Source organism: Roseovarius sp. SK2 (assembly GCF_028807495.1).
GTDB classification, from domain to species: domain Bacteria; phylum Pseudomonadota; class Alphaproteobacteria; order Rhodobacterales; family Rhodobacteraceae; genus Roseovarius; species Roseovarius confluentis.
Window position 1 is genome coordinate 639,842 of record NZ_JARAMK010000001.1, and the last position, 26,589, is coordinate 666,430.

27 protein-coding genes and 1 tRNA gene are annotated in these 26,589 nt (G+C 63.3%); 13 read left to right on the forward strand and 15 right to left on the reverse strand.

Features of this window, described 5'->3' with window-relative positions; genetic code table 11:
• From PVV74_RS03220 to PVV74_RS03260, 9 genes are all read right to left on the reverse strand, one after another.
• The gene (locus tag PVV74_RS03220; protein WP_274592201.1) at positions 1 to 627 is read right to left on the reverse strand and encodes a hypothetical protein; all 627 of its coding nucleotides are present in this window, start codon (positions 625 to 627) and stop codon (positions 1 to 3) included.
• Positions 624 to 1,178: an RNA polymerase sigma factor gene (locus PVV74_RS03225; protein ID WP_274592202.1), complete on the reverse strand. Its 555-nt coding sequence runs from the start codon at positions 1,176 to 1,178 to the stop codon at positions 624 to 626. The genes PVV74_RS03220 and PVV74_RS03225 overlap by 4 nt, the downstream gene beginning before the upstream one ends.
• Before the next feature lie 137 nt (positions 1,179 to 1,315).
• On the reverse strand, positions 1,316 to 2,245 hold the full coding sequence (locus PVV74_RS03230) for an AEC family transporter (protein WP_103761724.1): 930 nt from the start codon (positions 2,243 to 2,245) through the stop codon (positions 1,316 to 1,318).
• Between the two features lie 4 nt (positions 2,246 to 2,249).
• Positions 2,250 to 3,047 carry an MBL fold metallo-hydrolase gene (locus tag PVV74_RS03235; RefSeq protein WP_103761916.1) on the reverse strand — a complete coding sequence of 266 codons (798 nt, stop codon included), beginning with the start codon at positions 3,045 to 3,047 and terminating at the stop codon, positions 2,250 to 2,252.
• Positions 3,047 to 3,853 carry a TatD family hydrolase gene (locus tag PVV74_RS03240; RefSeq protein WP_274592203.1) on the reverse strand — a complete coding sequence of 269 codons (807 nt, stop codon included), beginning with the start codon at positions 3,851 to 3,853 and terminating at the stop codon, positions 3,047 to 3,049. The genes PVV74_RS03235 and PVV74_RS03240 overlap by 1 nt, the downstream gene beginning before the upstream one ends.
• 22 nt (positions 3,854 to 3,875) lie before the next feature.
• Positions 3,876 to 5,033 carry a DNA polymerase III subunit delta' gene (locus PVV74_RS03245; protein ID WP_274592358.1) on the reverse strand — a complete coding sequence of 386 codons (1,158 nt, stop codon included), beginning with the start codon at positions 5,031 to 5,033 and terminating at the stop codon, positions 3,876 to 3,878.
• Positions 5,033 to 5,659 (reverse strand): dTMP kinase, encoded by a 627-nt coding sequence (tmk, locus tag PVV74_RS03250; RefSeq protein WP_274592204.1) that lies wholly within the window; start codon positions 5,657 to 5,659, stop codon positions 5,033 to 5,035. Before tmk ends, PVV74_RS03245 begins: the two co-directional genes overlap by 1 nt.
• The gene (locus PVV74_RS03255) at positions 5,656 to 6,822 is read right to left on the reverse strand and encodes a D-alanyl-D-alanine carboxypeptidase family protein (RefSeq protein ID WP_103761728.1); all 1,167 of its coding nucleotides are present in this window, start codon (positions 6,820 to 6,822) and stop codon (positions 5,656 to 5,658) included. Before PVV74_RS03255 ends, tmk begins: the two co-directional genes overlap by 4 nt.
• 14 nt (positions 6,823 to 6,836) lie before the next feature.
• Complete coding sequence (locus tag PVV74_RS03260) at positions 6,837 to 7,775, reverse strand: SPOR domain-containing protein (protein ID WP_274592205.1); 939 nt, start codon at positions 7,773 to 7,775, stop codon at positions 6,837 to 6,839.
• Between the two features lie 202 nt (positions 7,776 to 7,977).
• Between PVV74_RS03260 and PVV74_RS03265 the strand changes: the two genes are divergently transcribed.
• Positions 7,978 to 8,067: transfer RNA gene (locus PVV74_RS03265), tRNA-Ser, on the forward strand.
• Between the two features lie 294 nt (positions 8,068 to 8,361).
• On the opposite strand, the gene PVV74_RS03270 is transcribed toward PVV74_RS03265, so the two are convergent.
• The 3 genes from PVV74_RS03270 to PVV74_RS03280 form a co-directional block, all read right to left on the reverse strand.
• The gene (locus PVV74_RS03270; protein ID WP_274592206.1) at positions 8,362 to 9,825 is read right to left on the reverse strand and encodes a sensor histidine kinase; all 1,464 of its coding nucleotides are present in this window, start codon (positions 9,823 to 9,825) and stop codon (positions 8,362 to 8,364) included.
• A 212-nt stretch (positions 9,826 to 10,037) separates the two neighbouring features.
• Positions 10,038 to 10,730 carry an N-acyl amino acid synthase FeeM domain-containing protein gene (locus PVV74_RS03275; RefSeq protein WP_103761731.1) on the reverse strand — a complete coding sequence of 231 codons (693 nt, stop codon included), beginning with the start codon at positions 10,728 to 10,730 and terminating at the stop codon, positions 10,038 to 10,040.
• 24 nt (positions 10,731 to 10,754) lie between these two features.
• On the reverse strand, positions 10,755 to 11,378 hold the full coding sequence (locus PVV74_RS03280; RefSeq protein WP_245890385.1) for a class I SAM-dependent methyltransferase: 624 nt from the start codon (positions 11,376 to 11,378) through the stop codon (positions 10,755 to 10,757).
• Positions 11,379 to 12,335: 957 nt separating this feature from the next.
• Here PVV74_RS03280 and PVV74_RS03285 point away from each other — a divergent pair.
• Positions 12,336 to 13,322, forward strand: coding sequence for a response regulator (locus PVV74_RS03285; RefSeq protein WP_274592207.1), 987 nt, complete (start codon positions 12,336 to 12,338; stop codon positions 13,320 to 13,322).
• Between the two features lie 164 nt (positions 13,323 to 13,486).
• Here the strand turns inward: PVV74_RS03285 and PVV74_RS03290 are convergent, their stop codons facing one another.
• Complete coding sequence (locus PVV74_RS03290; protein WP_274592208.1) at positions 13,487 to 14,485, reverse strand: LysR family transcriptional regulator; 999 nt, start codon at positions 14,483 to 14,485, stop codon at positions 13,487 to 13,489.
• A 139-nt stretch (positions 14,486 to 14,624) separates the two neighbouring features.
• On the opposite strand from PVV74_RS03290, the gene PVV74_RS03295 reads away from it, so the two are divergent.
• The 11 genes from PVV74_RS03295 to PVV74_RS03345 all read left to right on the forward strand — a co-directional run bounded on the left by PVV74_RS03295 (position 14,625) and on the right by PVV74_RS03345 (position 25,131).
• A complete protein-coding gene (locus PVV74_RS03295) occupies positions 14,625 to 15,401 on the forward strand; it encodes a transporter substrate-binding domain-containing protein (RefSeq protein ID WP_103761736.1) in 777 nt (258 codons plus the stop codon).
• A gap of 183 nt (positions 15,402 to 15,584) precedes the next feature.
• On the forward strand, positions 15,585 to 16,232 hold the full coding sequence (locus PVV74_RS03300; RefSeq protein WP_103761737.1) for an amino acid ABC transporter permease: 648 nt from the start codon (positions 15,585 to 15,587) through the stop codon (positions 16,230 to 16,232).
• An 18-nt stretch (positions 16,233 to 16,250) separates the two neighbouring features.
• On the forward strand, positions 16,251 to 16,907 hold the full coding sequence (locus PVV74_RS03305; RefSeq protein ID WP_057792607.1) for an amino acid ABC transporter permease: 657 nt from the start codon (positions 16,251 to 16,253) through the stop codon (positions 16,905 to 16,907).
• Positions 16,908 to 16,924: 17 nt separating this feature from the next.
• On the forward strand, positions 16,925 to 17,695 hold the full coding sequence (locus PVV74_RS03310) for an amino acid ABC transporter ATP-binding protein (RefSeq protein WP_274592209.1): 771 nt from the start codon (positions 16,925 to 16,927) through the stop codon (positions 17,693 to 17,695).
• Positions 17,692 to 19,044 carry an aminotransferase family protein gene (locus PVV74_RS03315; protein WP_274592210.1) on the forward strand — a complete coding sequence of 451 codons (1,353 nt, stop codon included), beginning with the start codon at positions 17,692 to 17,694 and terminating at the stop codon, positions 19,042 to 19,044. The genes PVV74_RS03310 and PVV74_RS03315 overlap by 4 nt, the downstream gene beginning before the upstream one ends.
• Positions 19,041 to 19,733 (forward strand): CoA transferase subunit A, encoded by a 693-nt coding sequence (locus PVV74_RS03320; RefSeq protein ID WP_274592211.1) that lies wholly within the window; start codon positions 19,041 to 19,043, stop codon positions 19,731 to 19,733. The genes PVV74_RS03315 and PVV74_RS03320 overlap by 4 nt, the downstream gene beginning before the upstream one ends.
• A complete protein-coding gene (locus PVV74_RS03325; RefSeq protein WP_274592212.1) occupies positions 19,720 to 20,373 on the forward strand; it encodes a 3-oxoacid CoA-transferase subunit B in 654 nt (217 codons plus the stop codon). The genes PVV74_RS03320 and PVV74_RS03325 overlap by 14 nt, the downstream gene beginning before the upstream one ends.
• Before the next feature lie 9 nt (positions 20,374 to 20,382).
• Positions 20,383 to 21,675, forward strand: a complete 1,293-nt coding sequence (locus PVV74_RS03330) for an ArgE/DapE family deacylase (RefSeq protein WP_274592213.1) — start codon at positions 20,383 to 20,385, stop codon at positions 21,673 to 21,675.
• Between the two features lie 3 nt (positions 21,676 to 21,678).
• Positions 21,679 to 22,854, forward strand: a complete 1,176-nt coding sequence (locus PVV74_RS03335; protein WP_274592214.1) for a thiolase family protein — start codon at positions 21,679 to 21,681, stop codon at positions 22,852 to 22,854.
• A 7-nt stretch (positions 22,855 to 22,861) separates the two neighbouring features.
• Positions 22,862 to 24,019 (forward strand): amidohydrolase, encoded by a 1,158-nt coding sequence (locus PVV74_RS03340; protein ID WP_274592215.1) that lies wholly within the window; start codon positions 22,862 to 22,864, stop codon positions 24,017 to 24,019.
• The gene (locus tag PVV74_RS03345) at positions 24,016 to 25,131 is read left to right on the forward strand and encodes an alanine racemase (RefSeq protein ID WP_103761745.1); all 1,116 of its coding nucleotides are present in this window, start codon (positions 24,016 to 24,018) and stop codon (positions 25,129 to 25,131) included. Before PVV74_RS03340 ends, PVV74_RS03345 begins: the two co-directional genes overlap by 4 nt.
• 6 nt (positions 25,132 to 25,137) lie before the next feature.
• On the opposite strand, the gene PVV74_RS03350 is transcribed toward PVV74_RS03345, so the two are convergent.
• Together PVV74_RS03350 and PVV74_RS03355 are read right to left on the reverse strand one after the other, a co-directional pair.
• Positions 25,138 to 26,205 carry an energy transducer TonB family protein gene (locus tag PVV74_RS03350; RefSeq protein ID WP_274592216.1) on the reverse strand — a complete coding sequence of 356 codons (1,068 nt, stop codon included), beginning with the start codon at positions 26,203 to 26,205 and terminating at the stop codon, positions 25,138 to 25,140.
• Complete coding sequence (locus PVV74_RS03355; RefSeq protein WP_274592217.1) at positions 26,202 to 26,588, reverse strand: ExbD/TolR family protein; 387 nt, start codon at positions 26,586 to 26,588, stop codon at positions 26,202 to 26,204. Before PVV74_RS03355 ends, PVV74_RS03350 begins: the two co-directional genes overlap by 4 nt.
• Position 26,589 lies beyond the last annotated feature (1 nt).

Sequence of the window (26,589 nt, forward strand, 5' to 3'; positions counted from 1 at the left end):
TCATTCAGCGCTTTCAACAATATCGTCGCGCGCCATCAATGCCGTCACAGCCTCGGCGCGCGCCGCGTCGTCAGGGGCGGCCAGCGTGTAAAGCCCGATCGCCGACGGACCGTCCACGATCACCAGCCCCTGCTCCAGCAGAAGCGCCCGGATCTCCGCCTCCGCGGCATCCTCGGCAAAGGCCACACGGATCGTGAACTCCGCGCTTGCAGCCGGGCTTTCACCACCGGCCAGTTCAAAATCAGTTCCACCATCATACCCGATATACGCGGTTTGCGCCACAACCAGGCCGAACAAGACAACCGCCGCGATCTTCCCGAAGCTGCCGGGCGCTGTCGGCAGGTTCGCCGCCTCCGGCAGACCGGCCTGCGGCACGACCGGGCTGGCGGCCTCGGCGTCGATCTCACGCATCAGCCGGGCCAGGCCCATTTCACCGGGCGAGGACACCTCCTCGGCCTGCATCTCACGGCGCATGGCCTTCAGCGCCTCCAGCTCTCCGGCCAGCTGCGGATCGGCGGCCACGGCGGCCGCGACGGCAGCGCGCTCCTCGCCGTCCAACGTGTCATTCGCCAGAAAGACCAGCAGCGCCTCGATCTCGTCGCGCGAAAGTTCAGGGGTATCGCTCATGACCGGACCTCCTTCATGCGCGCCGACAGGCAATGCAGCAGCAGCTTCTTGGCGTGGAAAACCCGCGTCTTGATCGTGCCCTCGGGCACCTCGGCCACGGTGGCGATCTCGCCATAGGTCATGTCCTGGTAGAACGCCAGTTCCACCGCCGCGCGGTGCTGCGGCTTCAATTGGTCCATGCAATAGCGCAGATGCTCCGCCTCCTGCGCCGAGGCAAGGCAGGTCGCCGCATCGGGGCTGTCATCGACGCGCTCGTCGATCTCGTTGGTCAGGTCGACCCGTTTGTGTTTGCGAAAATGATCCATCGTTTTCCTGTAGGCTATGCCGAATACCCATGTTTTCACCGTCGACCTTCCCTCGAAGCGCCCTGCCGAGCGCCAGATGTCCATGAAGACGTCATGCTGTATGTCGGCCGCCTCGTGCGGATCGTTCATTTTCGAGACGATGAACCGGAAAACCGGCTTTTCCAGTTCCTTGTAGAAGGCGGCAAAGGCGGTCCGGTCGCCGTCGGCCATTCGCCTCAGAAGATCTGCCAGGTCCTTGTTCTGCATGCTGCACCGTCGCTTGCCCCTGCGCGCCGTCGCAGGCGCCACCCGCCACAGGATGCAATGGGATCGCCCACACGGTCAAAGCCTAACATGCGAATTGTGCTCGACCGGCGTTCTCGATGCCCGGCCAACGGGCGCGATCAGGGCAGTTGACCCAGCCACAGCCAGACCGTGAGGATCGACAGCGCGGTCGCCACCAGCACGGTCGTCGCCGCAACGCGCATCACGCGGCCATACATGCTCGCGAAAATATAGACGTTGATCCCCGGCGCCATCGCCGCTGTCAGAACCGCAGACCGCGTCGCGTCCACAGACAGGTCAAAGGCCAGCCCCACGACCCGTGTAACCAACGGGTGCACCACGAGCGAGATCAGGCACAGGTAGAGAACCAGCCGCAAGTCGCCTTCGGGGCGATAGCTCGCCAGCACCCCGCCGACTCCGAACAGCGCAGCCGGAAGCGCCGCGCGGACCAGAAGGTCCAGCGCGTCGTCCACCGTGCCCGGCAACGGCAGTCCACTGAGATTCACGGCAAAGCCCAGAAGAATGCCCAGGATCAGCGTATTGGAAAACATCGCCTTCAACACGCGCATCACGAGGCCCGAGCCCGCCAGCCCCTTGGCGCGGACAATCTCCATCGCCGTGATCCCGATGCCATAACAAATGGGCGAATGCAGCGCGATAATGGCATAGTTGGCCTCCAGCGCGTCCGGCCCGTAGGCGCGTTCGGTCAGAGGCAGCCCCAGCAGAAGCGAGTTGGAAAAGAGGCCGCAAAAGCCGATGGCCACGCAGTCCTCCCAAGGGCGCCCGAACAGGAACCGCCCGCCCAGCATGCCCAGTCCAAAGCCCGACACGGCCCCCGCATAGAAGCTCAGCAGCACACGCCATTCGAAGTATTGACCAAGGTCCAGCCGCGAGATGGCCACGAACAGCAGGCAGGGAACCGCGAAGCTCTGGACAAAGGTCATCAGCCCGTCAACGCCGCTCTGGCTGAACCATCCGCGCCAGACCGACACGTAGCCGAAGCCGATAATAATGAAGACCGGCAGGATAATGTCCAGCAGAGCCTGCACCGGGCTAGTCCTTGTAGGTGATCACCATGCCGTCATAGGCCGGGGTGATATGGTCGGGGGTTTCGTCGACAAGGGTCTGGTAATCCATGTCGATATGCATGTTGGTCAGCACGCCGCGGCGTGGGGCGGCACGCTCGATCCATTCCAGCGACTGCTCCAGATGGGAATGCGTCGGGTGCGGCGTGCGGCGCAGCGCGTCGAGGATCCAGCAATCCAGGTGTTCCAGAACCTTCCAGCTATCCTCGGGAATCTCTGCCACATCCGGCAGATACGCCAAATCGCCCACCCGGAACCCAAGCGCCTCGATCGAGCCATGATTAACCTCGAACGGCCGCAGGGTGATGGCCCCGCCCTGCCCCTCGATCACCACGTCACCCTTGATCGTGTGCATGTCGAGAATCGGCGGATAGGGACTGTCCTCGGGCTGGGTAAAGGCGTAGCCGAACCGCGCATAAAGCGCATTCTGCGTGTCGCCATCGGCCCAGACCGGCAGGCGCTGGCGCATGTTGAAGACGATCATGCGCAGATCGTCCAGCCCGTGCACGTGGTCGGCGTGGCTGTGAGTGTAGACGACCGCATCGAGCGTGCCGACACCTGCGTCCAGAAGCTGCGCGCGCAGGTCGGGCGAAGTGTCGATCAGCACGCGTGTCGTGCCGGCCTCGCCTTCCCGTTCGATCAGCATCGAACAGCGGCGGCGATAATTCCTTGGGTTCTCAGGGTCGCAATCGCCCCAATGACCGCCCAACCGCGGCACGCCGCCCGACGATCCGCAGCCAAGGATGGTGAAACGTGTTTCCCCCATCAGGCAGCGGCTTTCCACTGGGCGGCTTTCCAGAACAGCCGGTCGAAATTGGCCTGCGTCTGCGCCGCAAAGTCTGGCCAGTCCATGCCAAACACATCGGCCCCCACCTTGGCCGTGTGCACCGTGTAGGCCGGCTCGTTGCGCTTGCCCCGATAGGGTGGCGGCGCGAGGTACGGCGCGTCGGTCTCCACAAGGATGCGATCAACGGGGGCCGTGGCAAAGATATCCCGCAATTCCTGGCTTTTGGGAAAGGCCGAAATCCCCGACATCGACAGGTAGAACCCCAAATCAAGCGCCGTCTTGCCCAGCGCCGCACCTGACGAAAAGCAATGCATCACGCAGCTGTATGCGCCGGCCTTGTGCTCTTCTGCCAGGATCCGCGCCATGTCCTCGTCGGCATCCCGCGCATGGATGATCAGTGGCAGGCCGGTCTGGCGCGCCGCCTCGATATGCAGGCGCAGGCTTTCCTGTTGCGCATCGGCGCTCTCGGCGGTGTAGTGGTAGTCCAACCCGGTCTCGCCAATGCCGACGAACTTGGGATGCTTGGCCAAATTCACCAGTTCGTCCACACCCGCCATAGGCTCGTCCGCCACGCTCATCGGGTGCGTCCCGGCGGCATAGAACACCTCGTCATGCGCCTCGGCAATCGCCCGTACCTGAGGCTCCAGTCTCAACTTGGTGCAGATGCTGACCATCCGCGTCACGCCGGCCTCGACCGCGCGAGCGACCACGTCGCCGCGTTCTTCGTCGAAGGTCTCGAAATCAAGATGGCAATGGCTGTCGGTAATCTGGACTTGGTCGGTCATGGGGCCTTGGAATTGACGGTGTTCAGAGGGATGTAGCGGTCTGCTGCAACTTGAACACCGTATCAAGCACCAGCGCGGTAGGGTCAAGGTTGACCGCCCGCCCGTGACGCGCCCGCGCACCCACCTCTTGCGCGCAGTCAGCCCAGGCCCGCGCCTGCACCGGACTGCCCGCCAGCTTGCCGATGACCTCTGCCTCGCCCGCGACGGCCTCGGGTGGCAGGATCCCGGTGGCCCCTGCCCGTGCGACGCGGGCTAGGAACATGTCCACCAGCGTCAATAGCAGATCCAGCTTTTGCTCCGCTCCGCGCTGTGCCGCCGCTTCGGCCAGCTTTATCACACGGGGACGGTCCAGCATCGGCAAGCTGGCGGCAAGTCCGACGATCTCGGCATAAATCTTCAGGCCGTCAAGATTGTAGAGCCGCACCGCCTCTCCCGCTGAACCGCCCGACAATTCCGCCAGCCCCGGCGCCTGGCCACCGGGGTCGACCCCCGCCTGGTCCAGCGCGGCGATCACATTGTCGGGGCTCAGCCGCTCCAGCCGCAATTCGCGGCAACGCGAGCGGATCGTCGGCAACAGCCGCGCGGGCTGATGCGCCACAAGCAGCAATGTGGTGCGCACCGGCGGTTCTTCCAGCATCTTCAAAAGCGCGTTCGCTGCCGAAGTGTTCATCTCATCGGCGGCGTCGATGATCACCACACGCCGCCCGCCATCCACGGCGCTCAGGTTGACGAAGTCCGCCAGCTCGCGCACCTCGTCCACCCGGATCTCGCGCGAGAACTTGCCGTCTTCGAAATTCTTCTGCCGGTCGCTGTCGGTGGTCCCCTGGCCGCCACGCCGCACGAGGTGCAGCCCCGGCTCGGACCCTGCCAGTACACGCCGCGTGACCGGGTGATCCTCGGCAATCTCGAGGCTGTCGGGCGCGGGCAGTGCATCGCCGAACAACCCGCCGCCATCGGCGTCAGGGTCGGGCGTCGCCAGCAGGAACCGCGCGATCCGCCACGCCAGCGTCGCCTTGCCCACCCCGCGGGGCCCGTGAATCAGCCAGCCATGGTGCAGCCGCCCCGCGTTGAACGCCTGCAAAAACGCTCCCTGCGCAGCCTCCTGCCCGAAAAGACGGGCAGTCTCGCGCGGGTGCGGCGCGCCTTCGACGCGGTCGGGAAGCGGAATGTCACGGTCCATCATGTCAGGCGCGGTTCTACCGCAGCCCGCACATCCGCCGCAATCGCTTCGATCCCGCGATTGCCGTCAATCACCACGAACCGGTCAATGAATTCCTCGGCGAGGTCCAGGAATCCCTGCCGCATCTGCGCTTGCAGGCTGGCGCCGAAGCTCTCGAACCGCTCCTCGCTGCCGCCGCGCGACAGGGCACGTTCCAGCCCGGTGCCCGGATCCATGTCTATCAGGATCGTCAGGTCCGGCTCGCGCCCGATCATCAGGTCGTGCAACGCATCGACCTTGTGGCGCAAATCCCCGCGGCTCAGCCCTTGGTACATGCGCGTGCTGTCGGCAAAACGGTCGCAGATCACCACTTTCCCGGCCGCCAGCGCAGGCTCGATCAGCCGTTCCAGATGATCCCGCCGCGCCGCGGTGAACAGCAGCAATTCGGTCTCCGCCGACCAGCGGTCGGCATCGCCTTCCAGCACCAGCTTGCGGATTTCCTCGGCGCCTTCGCTGCCGCCCGGCTCGCGTGTCAGAATGACCTCGCGCCCCGTGCCTTGCAAATGCTCGGCCAGCAGACGGGCCTGCGTGGACTTGCCCGACCCGTCTATGCCTTCAAAAGTGACGAAACGGCCCTGACCGCTCAAAGCGCGCCCTCGGGCCCCTGTTGCAGACGTTTCAAAAGCACACCCGCGACCGTCTTCAGCCGGACGGCAAAGCCACCCACGGCAACGCTTTCAGAGGCGACCAGCGGCACGCGCATCTCCGGCAGCCCGTCGGGCGTAAAGACCAACTGGGCCAGTTCGTCGCCCTGCGAGATGGGCGCGCTCAGCGGGCCTTCATAGACCACTTCGGCGGTCATGTTGTCCGAACCCAAGACCGGCACCAGTGTCGTAAGGTCCTCTGCGGGCGTAAGTCCTACGGTTGACGCGCTTCCCATCCAGACTTCTGCGCGCGAGACTTCGTTGCCGGCTTTGACGATCTCTTTTTCGGCAAATTGGCGAAAGGACCAGTTCACAAGGGCTTCCGCCTCTTGTGCTCTTTGGGCAGCAGTGTCCAGTCCTGACAGTACGAACACCACCCGGCGCCCACCCTGCTCGGCCGATCCGGTCAGGCCATAGCCCGCCGCCTCGGTATGCCCGGTCTTGAGGCCGTCCGCCCCGATCCCCAGCTTCAGCAAAGGGTTGCGGTTCTGCGTGTTCTGCGGCGCGCGCCCGTCGAACTCGTACTCGGTCTCGGCAAACATCGGATAGAAGTTCGGAAAGTCCTTGATCAGGCGCTCGGCCAGGATCCCAAGGTCGCGCATGCTCATCCGATGGCCCGCGGCTGGCCAGCCATTGGAATTGGCGAAGGTCGAGTTGGTCATGCCCATGTCCTGCGCCCGCTGGGTCATGAAGCGGGCGAACCCGGCCTCGGTGCCGTCCGGGCTCAACGCCTCGGCAATCACCGCGCAGGCGTCGTTGCCGGACAGAACGATGATCCCGCGCAGCAGGTCCTCGACGCTCACCCGGTCGGTGGTGTCCAGGAACATGGTCGAGCCGCCATAGCTCATGGCGTGCTGCGACACCGGAAGCTTTTCCTGCAGGGAAAGCCGCCCGTCGCGGATAGCCTCGAACGCCACGTAAAGCGTCATCAGCTTCGACATCGACGCCGGCGGCAGCGGCTCGTCGGCATTCCGGCTGAGCAGAACAGTACCGGTGCCCAGGTCCTTGACATACGCGGCCTTGGCGCTTGTGTCGAACGCCTGCGCCGGCAAGGATAGCGCAATCACCGCGACACAGGCGGCCAGGAAACGTGCAAGTAAGGTCATGGGCAGGGTCCGGTTCAGTTGGTTACAGCGTACGCGTCATCAAAACCAACCTCTTTGACCTTTTTCAACAGGACACTTCGCTCGGACTTGGACTGGGCAGGTCCGACGACCACGCGCCAGAAGGTCTTGCCCTGCGAGCTCTGTTTTTTAACGGTCGGAACCATGCCTTCCTGCCGCATGGCGGTGGCGGTATTCCGCGCATTCTGCTCGACCGAGAAGATGCCGATCTGCAAGTACGGCTTCGACAGGGACGAACTCGAGCGCACCGGCGCCGCCGCCGCTTGGGTCGGTTCCGGCGTCGGCTCGGTGGCAACAGCGGCCGTGGCGCCGGCTGTCTGGGTTGCCGGCCTGACGGGCTCGGCGGCCTCGGCGGTCTCAATCGCAGCAGCGGCTCCGGCCAGCGGGTCCAGCGTGGTCTGTTCGACCGCGGCGGGGGCCAGCGCGCCCTCTTCGCCCTCGGTCTCGGCGGCGGCCAGCGCCTCGGGGTCCGGCGCGGACTCGCGGCGCAGGGCCGTCACGTTCAACTGCGACGGCGCACCGGCCAGCATGCCCAGAGCGTCGGCGGCATCGGACGAGACCTGAAGGATCGGACCCGGATTGCTGCGTTCGCGGCGGAACAGCGCGCCAATGACGAACTTGCCGTTCTTGGTGTTGCGGATGATCACGCGCTCGGGCTCCTGCACATCCGGGTGCGCAACCCATACGCCGCCCAGCGACGGGCGCCCATCCCACAGGCCCTTGTCGGTCACCTGGAACACGTCGGGCGCTTCCACGTCCCGCTCGATCAGCTTGACCGAATTGTCCGCCGAGGTCACCTCGTCACCTTCGTTGGCCTGCGATTTGAAAAGGCCGAATTCTCCGCCCTCGGTGCATCCGCTCAGCACCAGCGCAATCACGCTGGAGGCCGTGATCAGGCGCACGCGCGCACCTTTGCCCATCCATTGAAATGTCATGTTTCGTCCCTTGCCTGTCATGCACCATTTTGGGTGCGGGTGCCGGTTATCCGGCGTTTGCTCGAGCACGCAGAAACCTGCGATTGACAACAGAATAACCGCTCTGGACCGTTCTGAAAAGTCTACAAAGCCGATTCGGTGAATTTCCCCTGAACTTCACGGCTTTCAGAATCGCGAAAGCCACAGTAACAACACCGAACGCGGAGGTTTGGCAGAGTGGTCGAATGCACCGGTCTTGAAAACCGGCGGGCGTGAAAGCGTCCCCAGGGTTCGAATCCCTGAGCCTCCGCCACCGAGACACTTTGGCGCCAAGCTTTTAAGAGAAAAAACCTGAAACGCTAAATCGAGATAGAGTGACGGGTGCATTTTGAGCCTGTAATTATTCCAGGCGCCCAATCTCCAACCAAGTCATAAAAGTTTTCTTCGTGGTTTTTCATTGCCGGCGACTACACTTGGTCTGCCCCTTTCGAGGGGTCCGGGTTTATTGTTGTTGATTGGTTCAACAATTTTGGTTTCCAGTAGAGGCAGTTGGTCAAGGCACTACGATAATTAGGAGCCTGCGCCTCTTGGATAGGGAAAACTTTTCTTAACTCGCTTTCCGAGTTTCTCTAGCCGCTGCAGTTGTTTCACCCCCGTCGCAACAATCGTTTTCCGACATGTTTTCGGTACTTGCCGCGTCACGGTCCGTGACCTCAAGCCGTTCGAAATCGACATAAAAAGTAGAGCCGGTACCAAGCGCGCTGACATATCCGATATTCGCGTTGTGGCTTTCGACGATTTGTTTGGAAATGTTAAGTCCCAGGCCGGTGCCCCCGACCCTGCGCACGTCGGATGAATCGAGCTGGCTGAACTTGCCGAAAACGCGTTCCTCCGCGAAGTCGGGAATACCCGTGCCCTTGTCCTCGACCGAGATACGAACGCGGCTTTCAACGTTTTCGACAAACACCTTCACGGCGCCATTGTCCTTGGAGAACTTAACGGCATTCGACAGAAGATTGTTCATCACCTGTATCAGCCGTTTCTGGTCCCCCATGATCCGGCATTCGTCCTTGCAGGCATGTAACTCGAGCTTGATCCCGAGCATACTGGCATAGCCTGACATGGAGTCGACGGCCTCTCTGGCCAGGTCGTTGCCGCAGATCGGCTCCATTTGGAAGTCGATCTCGCCCGCTTCGATCTTCTGCAGGTCGAGCAAATCGTCTATCAGGTTAGCCAACCGGCGGCTGTTCTTGGTGGCAATGTCGAAAACAGGCGCGAAATTCTGAGGCAGCTCTCCGAGCACGCCGTTCTTGACCAACTCGAGCGACCCGATGATCGAGGTGAGCGGCGTGCGTAATTCATGGCTAACAGTGGAAAGAAACTGCGATTTGACCTCCAAGGCCGCCTTGGTCCGCTCGTGGTCTTCCTCGATCATTTGCATTTGCCGCAAACGGTCCTGGTAGCCGCGGTAGAACTTCGCGGAGATGTCCACGATGAAATAAAGCACGAACATGATCGTGAAGAACTGTAGCCAGATCGGCGATGTGAGCGGCGGGGCGTAACGCACGAGGTCCAGGAGCGCGATGAAGAGAAACGTGACGCTGTAGATCGAAAGGCGCAGTATGAGGATGCCGATCATCTGGCTGTTGTACATCGCCGCGAAGAGCGATGCCGAGAACAGGAAAAACAGCGAGGTGAACTGGCCGCCCTCTGTTTGCTGAAAGGCTATGTTGGCGATGAAGACGCTGATCGCCATGGCGCTGATGGCGGTGTTGATGGCGATGCGTCTCAGAAGTTTCCGACCGAACACCGGATCTTCGCCGTCCCACGCCTTGGCGTGCACACCGAGGATCTGGTCTAGCATTTCCGTCAACACGACGACGCCGTAGCACGCGAAGATCGAGATCGGGTCGAAATACAAGGCCGCCAAAAGCGCTGCCGCGAAGAAGCTCGCCTGCCGTTGCCAGATCAACTGGTTGGACAGGGCCATATAGTCCTTGATCCGTTGTTCGCGGCCTTGCGAAGCGAACCAGTCTCTTCGTGCCGACCAAGTCCTCAGTAGCGTTCTCATGTTTGCCTCTGCTTCTACAGGAGTTGCCAGAACATAATGAACCTATTTGTTTAAATTCTGCCGTTAATTGGGCAGAAAACGGCATTTCGCCGGACAAGCCAAGGCAGAAATGCCCATGCACGAACTCTCGTTAAGCGGTTCCTCGCCAAACGAGCGCACAAACCCGTCCCTGATGCGTCGCTCAGATTGCGGTCCGACACTGCGACCGAAGGTTACGCCGCTTCGGAGTTGCCCGATTTGAAAGAGGCATATACGCCCGAAAGTGAGGGGAACTCGATGCTCGCCTGAGGAATATCCTTCAGCGGACCGAAAACCGGCGTGCGCGCCAGGACCGCTTCGCGCTGTTCCCGGAAATTGGCTGTCAGAAGCTGTATAGGTTTCGCCAGCCCGGGATAACTGCGGGGTTCCAGTACCGGTTTGTATCCGAGGTAGCGACAGTAGAACGCCGTGTGCTCGGCGCGAACCGGGGCCAGGGCCAAGTCGATGTTGTAGAAGATCGACGCGAGGAACGGAATGCGCAACGTCAGGAAGTTCAGCGGAACCCGCTTCTGTCTGGCAGTTGGAGAGATCACGAAACGCGTCGGGTCGAGAATGGTTCGCCTCTTCTTGAGATCATCCAGAAGTTCCGGAAAGACCTCGAGCGTCGGTGATGTCTGGCAAAGTTTCGACACGAGATGCAATCGGACAGCCGACCATATTTTGCCATCCACCCTGACTGCGACATGCACACAATTCTCGGATTCGTCGAACGGGTCGGTCATCCTGTGGTCCGCTCTTGCGGTCACGGCTCCTTCGGCGCGATAGCAAGAGTACCGCAGGCGAAAGACGTCTTCCATGGCGTCGTCGTCGTTCGTCAGAACCTCGTAGCGGGACTGCTCGAGAGCCGCGATGACCTGCTCATTCATGGTTGATCCTTCAAAGCTGCGGTTTCAGGGCGTCGCACGGCACACCAGAAGGTCGCTGTAGCCGCGATAGACAGAGCGCTGGTTGATGATCTCAAAGCCTGCCGCGGTGACGGCCGACGCAATCTCGGCCGCGGTGTGCGTCCAATACGTACCGTCTCGCTGTGCCTTGAAGATGGCCTTGTTCTGCTTGGCGATCTGCCGTCCCTGCCAAAAGATTCTGAGCGCACCGAACAGGCCGTGTTCTTGCCGGATCCTGGAAAACAGAAAATTGCGCCAGTCCCGGACATCCATCGGACGGCCGAGATCGACGAGGTAGAGAATTCCGCCCGGACGCAGCATCCGGCGGATGTCGGCAAGCCGGTGCTCCGGGTCCGGCATAGCGTATAGGGAATGCACACTTATGACGAGATCGGCGCCATCCGGTACTTCGACGCCTTCCAGTCCGACATTCTGGTACGTGACGTTCTTGTGCCCGGACAGTTTCGCCTTTGCGGCCTGCATCATTCCGGGGTCGGGCTCGACGAGGCAGATACTGCTGTCAGCGCACAGGCGCGCCGCGATCTCGGTGTAGTTTCCTGTGCCGCCGCCGACGTCGTAGATGATCTTCGGCGTGTCGGTCCCTGCCAGGAAGTCTTCGAACTCCTGCATTAACGCCTTGTACTCTGGATTGTGCCTCGACAACAGGTCGTAGGCTGTCGCATAGGCGCTCCAATCAGCGTTCGACGCGTGATCAGGACTATTTGTTCCACCAGCACTCAAGACGACCACGTCCTTCCCAAAGCACATGAGACGGCAATTGTGCAGCCTCTAAACTGGGTGCGAAATCAATCGCAGGCCAATATTATCATTAGCAAATTCTTAATATTTCAGATCGACATTGCAACACACCGCGGCGACAAAAGGTTGATTCAACACCTATTGTTTCCACTCGAGGTTTGTTTTGATGCAAATCGGCCACATCACCTGTTCGGTTTAGGGCTCAACTTCGACACACGTGGTGTGCAGGTCGAGGAATACAGGGCGATCAACCCATCAGTGCATTATTGGCCGGCAATCCGTTGGACATCCGCATCTCGGGGCGGTCCCTGAGCCGAACTATGGCCAGGTTAAGGCAAGGGCGTCGAAACGGGAGCAAAAATTTCCCGATTTTGACAAAGAACAACCGAAATCGTCGGCGACAAGCCCCACGAAGCGCTGGAGCGCGATGAACGTGGAGTCTTGATGTTCGTACTGCCCTATACTGACGGCCCGGTCGTTCTGGACCTGGTTGCACATTTCCTTGGTGTCGCGTCACACGACAATGTAAATGCCGCCCCGTCGGGATATACGGCAGGCCGTGGCCTGGTGTCGGACCCGATGGCGGTAAATGCGTGCGGGCCGTTGTTGGTCGAGATACCGCACTTGCGGCCTGCCGCGTGCGCCTCGCAGCGCCCGGCATTTGCGGACGCGTCGCGGGATGCCACGACAATCCCGTGGCCGCTTAAAACTCCTTAAAGTTGTCTTAATTTGGCCGATTTCTCAAGGTCATAACTGTAAGCAGGCGACCAAGGCCGCAACAGTCAGCAACAGGTCCGGGAAATGCGTGACCTGCAAGGAGCAATGGAAATGCATCTACTTGCCGTAGACGATGAACCGACAATCCTCGAGCTGCTTCAGTTGCTCATCCAGACGCTCGGCGACCACACCGTGACCACGGCCACGTCTGTCGCAGAGGCACTGGAAATACTGGACAAGCCAGAGACCCCGGCGATCGATTGTTTCCTCATCGATATCCAGATGCCGGACACCGACGGTATCTCGCTTTGCGGGACGCTCCGCGCGCGCCCCGAGTATCAGCTGACGCCCATCCTGATGCTCACGGCAATGACCGACAAATCCTACATTGACCGGGCCTTCGCGGCGGGGGCCAGCGACTATATCACCAAGCCGTTCGATGTCGACAACCTGCGCGGCCGTATCCAGCTGATCAACGATCTGTCCAAAAGCAGCCGGCAGACCGCCATCAGCGCCAGGTCCAAGGCAGAGCCAGAGCCGCTCGGGGACGGGTCCACGACGCTTGCGCTGCATGAACCGATTTTCGTACAGGACGTGGACGGGTGCATCACGTATCTCGCGCTTGAGAACTACGTGTCGTTGATGTCGAGAAAAAAGCTGTTCGGGTCGTCCATCATCGGGTTCACAATCCGGGACATCGAAGAACTGCACCGGAAATCATCCCGTTACGAATACGAGTGCATCGTGACCGACGTGGCCGAGGCGATATCTGTCGCACTCGAAGAGTTCGGAGCGTTGATTTCCTATGCAGGGAACGGCACCTACCTCTGCGTCCTGGAATACGGATCGCAATTGAGTCCAGATAAGCTGGCGGATCAGGTGAACCTGATCCTGCGCAGCATGGAGCTTTATTCGAACGATGGCACGCCGATCAATGCGTTCGTCTCGGCCGGCGAGCAGGTTCGCCTGGTCTGGAAATCAGGCCAGAGCGCGGTGGACGCGCTGGCCACGGCGCACGAAAGCGCGGAGCGCGAAAGCGGGCGCCACGCTCGCAACCTGGAAGATTTCTGGTACGACAAGGACAGCATGGGGTTCTAGAGACTCCAAGCTATACTGCTCCGAATGTCGCCATGAATCGCTTCGGGTTTTCCTGAAGCTGCCACACGGGCAACCTGTCAGAGCGACGGCAAAAAGCATTCCGAACGGCAAGCGCCCCGAAATCCGTACTGAAAACGCCCTTCTCCGATCAAAACAGACAATCGCTAACGCCGGATCGCGCTACCAGCCCCCTCATCTGCGTCCATTGTGCCATAGGTTCTTTCGGCGATCCCGATGGTTGACAGCTCGCTCTCGATCACTTCCAGGAATTTCGCCTCGGCCTCCGAACGGCGGCGGGCGGGATTGCTCAGCAGGTAGATGCTCACCATCGGCAGGTTGTCATAGGGCGGCAACTGCCGGATGTGCCCCGCCGCCACGTCCTGTGCCGCTACGTGCAGCGGCAGCGCACCAATACCCACATTGGCCATGATCATGCGCCGGATCTCGTTCAGACTCGACGACACGCCGCGCCAGTCGCGCGACAGATTCAGCCGCGCCCGCAGCTTCGAGATCGCCTCCAGAGGGCCACCTTCGGCTTCCGTCTGGAACGCCACGAAAGGCTCCCCCTCCAGGTCCTCGGGCCTGATCTCCTCGGCCCCGAACAGCGGATGCCGCGCCCCGCAATACAGCCCGAAATACTCGCGGTAGAGCACCATCGTCATCAGGCTCTTGGGCACGCTCGACAACAGGCATATCCCGAAACTGGCCCGGTTCAGCTTGATCATCGTCTCCACTTCGTCGCTCTCGTAGACGGTGAAGGAATAGGTCACGCTGGGATGCGCCTGGGCAAATCGGTTCAGGATGCTGTCGAAATGCTCCGAGATGACCGAACTGGTGATCGCGATAGAAAGATGCCCGCGCAACTCGGCATTGTCCTCGTCCAGGATCGCGGGGATCTGCGACACCGTACCGAAGATCGTGGCGCATTCGGTATAAAGCACCTGCCCGGCCCGCGTGATGGTGAACTCGTTGGGCTTGCGGATCACCAGCGTCTTGCCGATCGCCTGCTCCAGCCGCTTCAGCGCCGCCGACACCGTGGGCTGTTTCAGGCCCAGATGGGTCGCGGCCTTCGAGATGCCCCGTTGCTCGACCACCACCATGAAGGTGCGCAACAGGTTCCAGTCCAGGTTCCAGGGAAAGCGGGGGCGCTGCGGCAAGCTCATAGATTTCACCTATAATCAGGATGCTTATTATTTATTTGCGCGATAGCCGCCCTCATGCAAGGCTTTTGCAGGAGCGGTGCAATCCGCCGATGCTGCACGGGCGAAAGACCCGCCACTTAAAACCAACATGGAGAGACATATGACATTCCGCCGAACCGTTCTGAAATCCGCTGTCGTGGCCATGGGCCTTGCCGTGGCCGGCCTCGCGCCCGCTGCCGCGGAAGAACTTGAAACCCTTAAGGAAAAGGGTGTCATCCGCATCGCGATGTCCGGCGCCTACCCGCCGTTCAACTTCGTCAACGACCAGAACGAGGTGGTGGGCTTCGACCCCGCCATCGGCACCGAGATCGCCAAGCGCATGGGACTCGAGGCCGAGATCGTCACCACCGCGTGGGATGGAATCATCGGCGGGCTGCTTTCCAACAAGTACGACGCCATCGTCGGCTCCATGACCATCACCGACGAACGGGACGAGGTCGTGGATTTCGTCGGCCCCTACTATTCCGACAAGCGCGCCATCTTCACCCAGCCCGGCTCGGGCATCTCCAGCCTCGAGGACCTCGAAGGCAAGAAGGTCGGCCTGACCTTGGGTGAAACGCACGAGGACTGGGCGCGCGAGCGCGGCTACAACGTCAGCACCTACAAGGGCCTGCCCGAACTGCTGCTTGAGCTCGAGAATGGCCGCGTCGACGCCATCGTGAACGACTCCATCGCCGCCATCCTCGCCATGGGCGAGAAAGGCCAGGAATACGAGATGTTCGCCGATCCCACGACCGACCCCTTCGGCGCGGGCATCGCCATCCGCGAAGGCAGCCCCGAACTCGCCGCCGCCATGCAGGAGGCGCTCGATTCCATGATGGAAGACGGCACCTATCTCGAACTCGCTGAAAAGTGGGTCGGCGCAGATATCCGCTAAACCCTTTCGCCCCGCCGCCATCGCAGGGTGGCGGGGCCTTCCGGGAACCTGATCCCCGATCGGACCGGCTGACGGCCCGCGCGCACTGCGCCTTGCCGCCGTCCCGTCCAAGCACGTACTCGATCTCGCCGGACAAGAGCCCCGTGCATGCCCCGGCCCCGCGACCTGCCAGAAGGACACGCCATGGACATAGAGTTGATGCAAAGGGTCTACCCCTTCTTCCTGCAAGCCGCGTGGGTGACGATCCAGCTGTCTGTCCTGACGGCCTTGCTCGGCCTCACTTGCGGCGCGCTTGGCGCGGCGATGCGGCTCTCGCGCCTCGCGGTCTTCCGCTTCATCGGCGCGGCCTATGTCAGCGTCTTTCGCGGCACGCCCGCACTCATCCAGCTTTTCATCCTCTATTTCGGCGGGCCCCAGGTCGGCATCCAGCTCGACGCGTTCGAGGCCGGAGTCATCGGCCTTGGCGTCAATGTCGGCGCCTACATGACCGAAACCATCCGCGGCGCGATCATCTCGATCCCCAAGGGCCAGCGCGAGGCCGCCCGCACCCTCGGCCTCAGCCGGTGGCAGACATTCTACAACGCCATCCTGCCCCAAGCCGCCCGCCTGATGGTCCGCCCGCTGGGCGTGAACCTCAACATGCTGATCAAGTCCACCGCGCTCGTGGCCGCCATCTCGGTGGTCGAACTCACCTACACCGCGCAGCGCTACATCGGCTCCACCTACAAACCGTTCGAGATGTTCCTCCTCGCGGGCATTCTCTACATGATCATCATCTACGCCACCGGCCGGGCCGTCGCCTGGCTGGACCGCCGCGTCCAGATCAACTGATCGGAAAGGAAAACCAGAATGGGCCTCGACTTTACGGTTGTTCCGGAACATCTCGACGTGATCCTGCTGGGGTGTCTGTGGACGATCTTCATCGCCGTCGCCGCCGCGCTCGTCAGCTTCTTCGGCGGGATCATTTTCGCGGTTATCGCGCTATACGCGCCGTGGATCATCCGCCAGCCCTTCCGCCTGATCGAATGGGTCTTCATGGGCACGCCGCTTCTGCTGCAGCTCTTCCTGATCTATTTTGGCCTCGTGCAGATCGGCATTGACCTGCCCGCCTTCGTCGCCGGCATCATCGGGCTTGGCCTACACTTCGCAGTCTACAATTCCGAACTGATCCAGACCGCCATCCTGTCCGTCGACAAGGGCCAGATGGAGGCCGCCCGCACCGTCGGCCTCAGCCGTGGCCAGGCGCTGCGCAAGGTGGTCATCCCGCAGGCCGTGCGCGACGTGATCCCCCCCATCGGCAACAACATGATCGCGCTTCTGAAGGACAGCGCGCTGGTGTCGGTGATCGGGGTCAGCGAACTGACCCTCTCGGCGCAACGCGTGATCGGTGCCACCTACAGACCGTTCGAGTTCTACCTCGTCGCCGCCGCCTTCTACTACGTCATCAACCTCTGCATGGAATGGGTGCAGCGCCGCATCGAGCGCCGCATCGCAATCTCGCGCTGATCGTCAGGAGACAGACCATGACCGACACCGAACATTTCGTCGAAATCAAGCACGCCCAGAAATCCTTCGGCAAGCTTGAGGTTCTCAAGGACATCAGCCTCAACGTCGCCCGCGGCCAGATCGTGGCGATCATCGGCCCGTCGGGCTCGGGCAAGTCCACGCTGCTGCGAGCCATCAACGACCTCGACGCGCTGACGGGGGGCGAGATATGGCTCGACGGCGTCCAGGTAAACAAGGACCTCCCCTACCGCCAATACGAAAAGCACATCAACCAGATGCGCCAGAACATCGGCATGGTCTTCCAGCACTTCAACCTTTTCCCGCACATGACCGCCCGCGACAACGTCACCATGGCGCCCAAGCTGCTCAAGGGTCTCAGCAAGGCCGACGCCGACAAACTGGCTGAGGAACAGCTCGACAAGGTCGGGATGCTGGAACGGATCGACTATTACCCCTCGCAGCTGTCAGGCGGCCAGAAACAGCGCGTCGCGATCGCCCGTGCCCTCGCCATGAAGCCCAAGCTGATGCTTTTCGACGAGGCCACCTCCGCCCTCGACCCCGAACTGGTGGACGAGGTGAACCAGGTCATGAAAAAGCTGGCCGAGGAACACATGACCATGATCATCGTGACACACGAGATGGATTTCGCCGCCTCCGTCTGTGACCGCGTTCTTTTCATGGACAAGGGCGTGGTGGTCGAGGAAGGCCCGCCCAGCGTCGTCTTCAAGAACCCTACCAAGGAACGCACCCGCGAATTTCTTCGCAAACACCTCGCAGGCGCCAAGTGACCGACAACACGTCCTATCTCTTCTACCAGTCGCGCAACCCGCGACCGTTCCTCGACCACGGCGAGGGCATCTACCTGATCGACGAGGCCGGCAAGCGGTACATCGACGGCTCGTCGGGCGCAATGGTGTCCAATATCGGCCACTCCAACCCGCGCGTGCTGGCCAAAATGAAGGCGCAGATGGACAAGGCCACCTTCGGCTACCGCCTGCATTTCCGCACCCACCCGTCCGAGGATCTGGCCGCGAAAACCGTCGCCATGACGCCCGAGGGGCTGGACCGCGTGTTTTTCGTCTCCGGCGGGTCCGAGGCGGTGGAAAGCGCCGTGAAACTGGCCCGTCAATACGCTCTGACCCAAGGCCATAACGACCGCTACAAGGTCATCTCGCGCTTTCCCTCCTACCATGGCTGCACTTTCGGCGCGCTCGACCTCACCGGCTACGCGCCCCTGCGCGACCCCTTCGCTCCGATGATGAGCGAGATGCCCAAGGTCGCCGCCCCCACCACCTATCTAGACCGCGACAACCTGACGGAAGAGGCGCGCGGCCTGAAATACGCCGAGCTTCTGCGTGACAAAATCCTCGCCGAGGGTCCCGACACCGTGCTAGCCTTCATCATGGAACCCGTCGGCGGTGCCTCCACCGGCGCGCTCGTCGCGCCCGACAGCTATTATGGACGCATCCGCGAGACCTGCGACGAATTCGGCGTGCTCCTGATCTATGACGAGGTCATGACCGGCGCGGGCCGCACGGGCAAATTCCTCGCTGCCGAACACTGGGGCATCACCCCCGATATCGTCGCCATGTCCAAGGGCTTCGGCGCGGGCTACGCACCCCTCGGCGCGATGGTCGCGGGTCGCCGCCTTGTCGATCCGGTGCTGGATGCGGGCGGCTTCGCCCACGGCTTCACCTATGCCGGCAACCCGCTGGCCTGCGCCGCAGGCCTTGCGGTGCTGGAAGAGATGGAGAAGCACGACCTTATCGGCAATGCCGCCCGCATGGGTGACGTCCTGATGTCAGAACTGCGCGCCCTGATGGACCGCTATCCCTTCATCGGTGACGTGCGCGGCAAGGGCCTGCTCACAGCCTTCGAATTCGTCTCCGACCGCACCACGATGGAACCGCTCGACCCTGCGCTCAACGCCCATGACCGCCTCGTCGAACTGGCCTATGCCCGCGGCCTTATCATATATTCCCGCCGCACCCGTGGCGGCACCAAGGGCGACCATTTCCTCGTCGCCCCGCCCCTCATCGTCACCGAGGCGCAAATCGCCGAAATGATGGCAATCCTCCGCGACGCCCTCGACGCCTTCGCGCGTGAGATCGGCCTGCCGGTGGAGAGCGCGGCATGAGGCTCCCTGACAAGCGCACCTCCATCGAGGCCGCTATAGCCCAGATCAAGGACAGCGACAGTATAATGGTCGGCGGCTTCGGCGTCCCCGGCACGCCCATGACCCTGATCCGGGCGCTGGTGGCCCACGGCGCGCGCGACCTGACGCTCATCAAGAACGACGCCAACGAGCCCGGCATGGGCATCGATCACCTGCTGCAAAGCGGACAGGTCAAACGCCTCATCACCACGCATCTGGGTCTCAACAGCCACGCCATCGGCCTGATGAATTCAGGCGCGCTCGAGGTCGAGTTCAACGCGCAAGGCATCCTGGCTGAGCGTATCCGCGCAGGCGGCGCGGGCATCGGTGCGATCCTCAGCGATATCGGAATCGACACCGAACTGGCCCGCGGCAAGCAGGTGGTCGAGATGAACGGCACCCCCTACCTAGTCGAGCCGGCCTTGCGCGCCGACGTGGCCCTGATCCACGCCGACACCGCCGACCCCTTCGGCAACCTCGCCTATGTCGCCACGGCGCAGAATTTCAACCCGCTCATGGCCATGGCCGCGCCACTTGTGATCGCGGAGGCCGAGCGCGTCGTGCCGCTGGGAGAACTTGATCCCAACACCGTCCACACCCCCGGCGTCTTCGTCGATCACGTCACGGAACTGCCCGAGATCACAGAGGATTACGCCGTTGTCCGACGCTAGGGATCGCATGGTTGCCCGCGCCGCGCGCGAGATTGCACCGGGCATGGTCGTCAACCTCGGAATCGGCCTGCCGACGAAGGTCGTGAACCACCTGCCCGCCGATTTCCCAGTCTGCCTGCACACGGAAAACGGCATGACCGGGATCGGGCCGGCGCTCTCGCCCGACCGCGCCGACCGCAACCTGATCGACGCGGGCGGGGCCTACGTCACGCCCGTGCCCGGCTCGGCCTTCTTCGACAGCGCCACCAGCTTTGCCGTGGTCCGCTCGGGCCGGCTCGACCTCACCATGCTCGGCGCATTCGAGGTCAGCGAAGCCGGCGATCTGGCCAACTGGAAGATCCCCGGCAAGTTCAGCCCCGGCGCGGGCGGCGGCATAGAACTCGCGCAAAAGGCCCGCCGCGTCGCGGTGCTCACCACCCACACCGACCGCGCCGGAAACCCCAAGCTAAAGCAGACCTGCGCCCTGCCTCTCTCGGCCAGCGCCTGCGTCACCCGCATCTTCACCGATCTTGCCGTGATCGACGTCACTCCCGACGGGTTCGCCCTGACCGAACTTGCCGAAGGCACCAGCCCCGAGGACGTGCAACGCGCCACCGATGCGCCTCTTTCAATTCCCGACGCCCCCATTCCGACTTTCTGAGCCGCCTTAATGACCGAAGACCTCAAAACCCGCCTCTGTGCCGCCGTCGATGCCGGTTTCGACCGGCAAGTCGCGTTCCTGAGCGAGCTCACGTCCCACCCCTCCACACGCGGCAATGAACAATCCGCGCAAGACTTCATGGCGACCGAACTGACCACGCGAGGCTATCCGGTTGACCGCTGGCAGATCGACATCACCGACATCCAGAACCTCCCCGGCTTCTCTCCCGTCCTCACCCCCTACGAGAACGCCGTGAACGTCGTCGCCACGCATCGCTCCAAAACCTCCAAGGGCCGCTCCCTCACCCTCAACGGCCATATCGACGTGGTCCCCGCCGGCCCCCTCGACATGTGGGACAGCCCCCCGTTCGAGCCGCATGTGGCCGACGGCTGGCTCTACGGTCGCGGCGGCGGTGACATGAAGGCGGGCCTCGCCTCCAACCTCTTCGCGCTCGATGCGCTCACCGCCTGCGGCCTCGCCCCGGCGGCGGACGTCCACTTCCAATCCGTCGTCGAGGAGGAATGCACCGGCAACGGTGCACTGGCCTGCCTCGCCCGGGGATACACCGCCGACGCCGCCCTCATCCCCGAACCTTTCGCCGAACAACTTGTCAGCGCTCAGCTTGGCGTCCTGTGGTTCCAGGTCCACCTCAAGGGCCTGCCCACCCATGTCGCCTATGCCGGCACCGGCGCCAACGCCATCGAGGCGGCCTTCCCGCTGATCCAGGCCCTGCACGACATGGAGCATCGTTGGAACGCGGCTGAGAACCGCCCGCCCGAATATGCCCAGATGGACCACGCGCTCAACCTCAACATCGGCAAGTTTCAAGGCGGCGACTGGACCAGCTCCGTCCCCGCCTGGGCCGTCTTCGATGTGCGCATGGGGCTTTTCCCCGGTCAATCCCTCGACGCCGCGAAACAGGAGATCGAGCAGGTCATCCGTGACGCCGCCCAGCAAAACGCCTTCCTGCGCAACTCCCTGCCCGAGATCGTCTATCACGGCTTTCACGCCGAAGGTTACGCGCTCTCTCGCGACAGCTCGCAGACCGCCACCAATGCCGTCGCATCACTCGAAACCGCCCACCGAACCGTCACCGGCGAGGCGCTCACCCGCGAGCCGATCACCGCCACCACCGACGCGCGCTTCTTTGGCCTTTATGCCGATACGCCCGCGCTAGTCTACGGCCCCCGGGCCGAGGCGATCCACGGCTTCAATGAACGGGTAGACCTGGACAGCCTCCGCCGCGTCACGAAAGCCACCGCGCTTTTCATCGCCGACTGGTGCGGCACGGAGGAGTCCTGAGCCATGCGCACCGCCGTCATCGTCTCCACCGCCCGCACCCCCATCGGCAAGGCCTATCGCGGCGCCTTCAACAACCTCACGGCCCCCAGCCTCGCCGCGCCCGCCGTCCGCGCCGCACTCGAACGCGCCGGGCTTGAAGGCGACGAGGTCGAGGACGCCATCTTCGGCTCCGCCCTCACTCAGGGCACCTCCGGCGTAAACGTCGCCCGTCACATCGCGCAGGCGGCACATCTGCCCGACAGCGTCGCAGGCGCCACGATCGACCGCCAATGCGCCTCGGGCCTCAACGCGCTGGCCATCGCCACCCACATCGTCCAAGCCGAGGGCGTGGACGTCGCCCTCGCCGGTGGCCTCGACAGCATCTCACTCGTCCAGAACGACCACTGGAACGCCCACCGCTACCGCGACCCCGCCGTGCCCGACAGTTACTACATGGCCATGCTGGATACGGCAGAGGTCGTCGCCGCCCGCTACGGCGTCACCCGCGAGGCGCAGGACGCCTACGCCCTGCAAAGCCAGCAGCGCACCGCGCAGGCACAAGACACCGGCCTTTTCGCAGACGAGATCATCCCCGTCGAGGCGACCAAGCTGGTCACCGACAAGACCACGAAAGAAACACACGAAGAGTCCGTCCGGATCGAACAAGACGAATGCAACCGCCCCGGCACCACCGCCGAAGGGCTGGCCAACCTTCAGCCCGTGCGCGGCCCGGACAAAACCGTCACCGCCGGCAATGCCAGCCAGCTCTCCGACGGCGCCGCCGCCCTCGTCGTCATGTCCGAAGCCGAAGCGTCGCGCCGCAACCTCAGCCCACTTGGCGCGCTACGCGGCTTCACCGTCGCCGGTGTCGCGCCGCAGGAGATGGGCATCGGCCCCGTCCACGCAATCCCCCGGCTGCTCGACCGCGCGGGCCTCACCCAAAGCGACATCGACCTCTGGGAAATCAACGAGGCCTTCGCCGCCCAGCTTCTATATTGCCGCGACACGCTGGGCATCGCGGACGACAAACTCAACGTCAACGGCGGTGCCATCTCCATCGGCCATCCCTACGGCATGTCCGGCGCCCGCATGGCCGGGCATATCCTGCTCGAAGGCCGCCGCCGCGGCGCCAAGTGGGGCGTTGTCTCGATGTGCGTCGGCGGCGGCCAGGGCGCCGCCGGACTTCTGGAAATCTTCTGAGGCTCCCATGATCACGCTTCCCTCCAACCAGATCGCCTATCTCACGGCCCTGCGCCATGACCTGCACTGCCGCCCCGAAGTGTCGGGCGACGAGGTCGAGACTGCCAGGCGCATCACGCGCGAACTCACCACCCTCGGCGCTGACCGCATCTGGCAAGGCCTCGGCGGCCACGGCGTCGCCGCCGAATTCACTGGCCGCGCCCCTGGCCCCACCGTCCTTCTGCGCTGCGAACTCGACGGTCTGCCCATCCGAGAAATCAACACCATCCCCCATGCCTCGCAGATCGACGGCAAGGGCCACCTCTGCGGCCATGACGGCCACATGGCCACCCTGCTGGGCGTCGCCATGCGCCTTGCCACCCGGCCTGCCAAGGGCCGCATCGTCCTGCTCTTCCAACCGGCCGAGGAAACCGGCGCGGGCGCTCAAGCTGTGATCGAAGACCCGCAATGGCCCGAGATCCGCCCGGATTATGCCTTCGCCTACCACAATGTCCCCGGCCGCCCGCTGGGAGAGATCGGCCTTCGCTCCGGCCCCGCCAACTGCGCCTCGCGCGGGATGCAGATCCTGCTGACCGGCAAAAGCTCTCACGCCGCGGCCCCCGAGGACGGCCTGTCCCCCGGCCCGGCCATGGCAACCCTTATGACCGCCCTGCCCGCCCTCAGCCGCGGCACGATCGCCGACGCCGATTTCACCCTCGCCACCCTCACCCATGCCAACCTTGGCGAGCCCGCCTTCGGCATCGCCCCCGCCGATGGCGAGCTGCGCGTCACCCTGCGCACCATGACCAACGAGGGGATGGACGCGCTGATAAACACCGCCTTGCACAAGGTTGCCCAGGCGCAGGGCGAGCTTGTCACCGACATCCACTGGCACGACGTCTTTCGCGGGGTGGTCAACGACGCGGACACCACCGACATCGCCCGCCGCGTGGCCCACGACCTCGGGCATGAGGTCGTCGAGATGGCCACGCCCATGCGCTGGTCCGAGGATTTCGGGCGTATCGGCGATGACGGCGCGAAGGCCGCAATGCTCTATGTCGGCGCGGGCACGGACATGCCCCAGCTACACAATCCCGATTATGACTTCCCCGACGCACTCCTGCCCGTCGTGATCGACCAGTTCACCGGCATCGTCGATCACATCCTGGGCTTGCCCGACACATGACCGACCCCGCGATCCCCGACGCCTGGTGCGAGGTGCATCGCGACCGGATCGACGCCAACATCCGCATTGCGCTTGGCCTCGTCCCCAAGAGCCGACGCTTCTGCGCCGTGCTGAAGGCCGACGCCTATGGCCACGGCATCGCCAACGTCGTCCCGCTGGTCCGCGCCCATGGCATCGACTGCATCGCCATCACCTCGAACGCCGAGGCCCGCGCGGTTCGCGACGCAGGCTACACCGGCCAGCTCATCCGCCTACGCGCTGCCACGCCGGTTGAGGCCCGCGCGGCCCTGCCCGACAAGGTCGAGGAACAGGTCGGCACGGTCGAGGCCGCCGAAAACCTGGCTGCACTTAGGAACTCCGGTGCCCCCGTCCGCGCCCACCTGTCTCTCAACGCCTTGGGCATGTCCCGCGACGGTCTGGAAATCGAAACCGAGAACGGCCGCGCTGCCTGCCGCGCCATCCTCGACCACCTGGGCGACAGCGTCACCGCCATAACAAGCCATTTTCCCAGCAACGCGCCGGACGATCTGCGTGCCAGCGCCGCGCTCTTTCAAAAGCACGCCGACTGGGTCCTGCACCAAGGCAGCCTCTCGCGCGACAGCACTCTCATCCATGCCGGCAGCTCGCTCACTCTCGTCTCCGATGAACCCGTCAAGACCGACATGTACCGCTGCGGAGCCGTTCTCTATGGCATCCTAAAGCCCGAATGGGGCTTTCAGACCACGATGGACCTGAAGACCCGCGTCGTCAGCCTTGGCGATTACCCGGCAGGCGCGACCGTGGGCTACGACCGCACCTTCGTTCTGGATACCCCCCGCCGCCTGGCCTGCCTCTCCATCGGCTACGCCAACGGTGTCCGCCGCGCTGGTCAGAACAGCGGCACGGCCCTGATCGGCGGGCACGAGGCGCCGATTCTGGGCCGCATCTCCATGAACACCACCGTGGCCGACGTCACGGGCCTCGGTGACATTTCCATCGGCGAGCCGGCGGTGATCTTCGGCGGATCGCGCGATACGCGCAGCTCGCTGGAAAACGCAGAAGCGCAGTTCGGCACCATCATCGCCGATCTCTACACCGACTGGGGCCTGAGCAATCACCGGATCGTCCGGTAAACGCCGTCAACTGCCCTTGATGTTGATCGAGAAACTGGTCCGTGCGCCTGCAGGCGGCGGCGGGAACGGCGCAGCCCGCTGGATCATCCGCACCGCCGCCTGGTCCAGCGCTGACGAACCGGAACTGCGTGCAATCGAAACCCCCGCCAGACCGCCGTTGCCGCCGATGCGGAACGACACAACCGCCGTCCCTCGACTGCCCACGCGCGGGCGCGGCACACGCGAGATCTTCCGCATGACCTTTCCGGGATAGTTGCTGACCGCGGCATTGCCGGCCGCCTGCGATTGGCCCGAACCTTGCGCCGCCGATCTGGTCTGCGTCTGGGACCCCGTGGCACTGCCCGCGCGCGCGTTCTGCTGCGCGTTGCCCTTGGGCTGCGGCTTGGGCTTCGACTGGGTCGTGCGCTTGGGTGCGGGTTCTCTCTTCTTCGGCTGCGCCTTGGGCGGTTCGGGTTTGTGCGCTTCCTCGAACTCCGCGCTGCGCGGCTTGGGCCGCAACGAGCGTGTCACCGCCGTCGGCGCCTCGTCCACCGGCTCCAGCATCTCCGCCTGCTGCGGTTCTGTCGGCTGCACGCTTTCCTCCGGCACGGTCTCGGACGGGGTCACCGGGACCAATGGCACGTTCGGCGTGATCTCCGCCTGCTCGACCGGGTCAGGCACACTTTCGGCGGGCGTTTCGGCCGGTACGACAGGCGCAGTCTCGGCCTGTTCCACCGGCTCGGCGGCTTCCTGCGGCTCGACCTCTGGCAAGGTCTCGGGCCGGTCGTGCGCAGTTTCTTCTGGAATGTCCTGCGCCGTTTCCTGAGGTGTCGCGTCTTCCGTCACCGCGTCCGGAAGTTCCTGCGACGTCACCTCCTCCGGTGGTGTCTCCTCGACGGCTTCCTCGGTGGCATCCGGCGTCATCACCCCCGCCGCCATGTCGGCAAAGCTGTTGCCGATGCTGGCCTCCACGCCGCCCGCATCGCCCTCGATCTCGATCGCCTCGCCCTGGAAAACCGCGGCCACGACGGTACCATGCACGACAAGCGCCGCCGTGGCGGCAAAGGTTTTCACAAGACGGGATGACGCGATCATTCCAACCCCCTCTGGGTGACGATCAGCACCCGCTCGGCTCCTGCGCCGCGCAGATCCCGCGCCAGGTTTACCAGTGTCTGCGCCGACAGCTCCTGATCGGGGACCACCCGCACCACCTCTCGCTCTTCATCACTGCGCCGCGCCAGGAAATCCTCGACCGAGGCGATATCCTCGCCACGGAAACTCATCCGCCCGTCGGGATGCACGACCAGCGTGTCGGGCGGCGACCGCCCTTCCAGGTCCGCCGTCCGCACAAGGCTCAGTTCCTTGTCCAAAGGTTGCGACAGGGTGCCCGCCACCATGAAGAACACCAGCATCAGGAACACGATGTTGATCAATGCAATCGTCGGCTCCCGGCGCGAGGATGTCTTGGCCTTGCGCATC

Bases quoted from the DNA above. Each gene is read 5' to 3' on its own strand.
- PVV74_RS03220 (WP_274592201.1), bottom strand. From the start codon at position 627: ATGAGCGATACCCCTGAACTTTCGCGCGACGAGATCGAGGCGCTGCTG.
- PVV74_RS03335 (WP_274592214.1), top strand. From the start codon at position 21,679: ATGCGCACCGCCGTCATCGTCTCCACCGCCCGCACCCCCATCGGCAAG.
- PVV74_RS03235 (WP_103761916.1), bottom strand. From the start codon at position 3,047: ATGGGGGAAACACGTTTCACCATCCTTGGCTGCGGATCGTCGGGCGGC.
- PVV74_RS03345 (WP_103761745.1), top strand. From the start codon at position 24,016: ATGACCGACCCCGCGATCCCCGACGCCTGGTGCGAGGTGCATCGCGAC.
- PVV74_RS03245 (WP_274592358.1), bottom strand. From the start codon at position 5,033: ATGGACCGTGACATTCCGCTTCCCGACCGCGTCGAAGGCGCGCCGCAC.
- PVV74_RS03300 (WP_103761737.1), top strand. From the start codon at position 15,585: ATGGACATAGAGTTGATGCAAAGGGTCTACCCCTTCTTCCTGCAAGCC.
- PVV74_RS03275 (WP_103761731.1), bottom strand. From the start codon at position 10,730: ATGAATGAGCAGGTCATCGCGGCTCTCGAGCAGTCCCGCTACGAGGTT.
- PVV74_RS03340 (WP_274592215.1), top strand. From the start codon at position 22,862: ATGATCACGCTTCCCTCCAACCAGATCGCCTATCTCACGGCCCTGCGC.
- PVV74_RS03255 (WP_103761728.1), bottom strand. From the start codon at position 6,822: ATGACCTTACTTGCACGTTTCCTGGCCGCCTGTGTCGCGGTGATTGCG.
- PVV74_RS03310 (WP_274592209.1), top strand. From the start codon at position 16,925: ATGACCGACACCGAACATTTCGTCGAAATCAAGCACGCCCAGAAATCC.
- PVV74_RS03260 (WP_274592205.1), bottom strand. From the start codon at position 7,775: ATGACATTTCAATGGATGGGCAAAGGTGCGCGCGTGCGCCTGATCACG.
- PVV74_RS03280 (WP_245890385.1), bottom strand. From the start codon at position 11,378: ATGCAGGAGTTCGAAGACTTCCTGGCAGGGACCGACACGCCGAAGATC.
- PVV74_RS03305 (WP_057792607.1), top strand. From the start codon at position 16,251: ATGGGCCTCGACTTTACGGTTGTTCCGGAACATCTCGACGTGATCCTG.
- PVV74_RS03355 (WP_274592217.1), bottom strand. From the start codon at position 26,588: ATGCGCAAGGCCAAGACATCCTCGCGCCGGGAGCCGACGATTGCATTG.
- PVV74_RS03295 (WP_103761736.1), top strand. From the start codon at position 14,625: ATGACATTCCGCCGAACCGTTCTGAAATCCGCTGTCGTGGCCATGGGC.
- PVV74_RS03285 (WP_274592207.1), top strand. From the start codon at position 12,336: ATGCATCTACTTGCCGTAGACGATGAACCGACAATCCTCGAGCTGCTT.
- PVV74_RS03270 (WP_274592206.1), bottom strand. From the start codon at position 9,825: ATGAGAACGCTACTGAGGACTTGGTCGGCACGAAGAGACTGGTTCGCT.
- PVV74_RS03290 (WP_274592208.1), bottom strand. From the start codon at position 14,485: ATGAGCTTGCCGCAGCGCCCCCGCTTTCCCTGGAACCTGGACTGGAAC.
- PVV74_RS03240 (WP_274592203.1), bottom strand. From the start codon at position 3,853: ATGACCGACCAAGTCCAGATTACCGACAGCCATTGCCATCTTGATTTC.
- PVV74_RS03225 (WP_274592202.1), bottom strand. From the start codon at position 1,178: ATGCAGAACAAGGACCTGGCAGATCTTCTGAGGCGAATGGCCGACGGC.
- PVV74_RS03320 (WP_274592211.1), top strand. From the start codon at position 19,041: ATGAGGCTCCCTGACAAGCGCACCTCCATCGAGGCCGCTATAGCCCAG.
- PVV74_RS03350 (WP_274592216.1), bottom strand. From the start codon at position 26,205: ATGATCGCGTCATCCCGTCTTGTGAAAACCTTTGCCGCCACGGCGGCG.
- PVV74_RS03330 (WP_274592213.1), top strand. From the start codon at position 20,383: ATGACCGAAGACCTCAAAACCCGCCTCTGTGCCGCCGTCGATGCCGGT.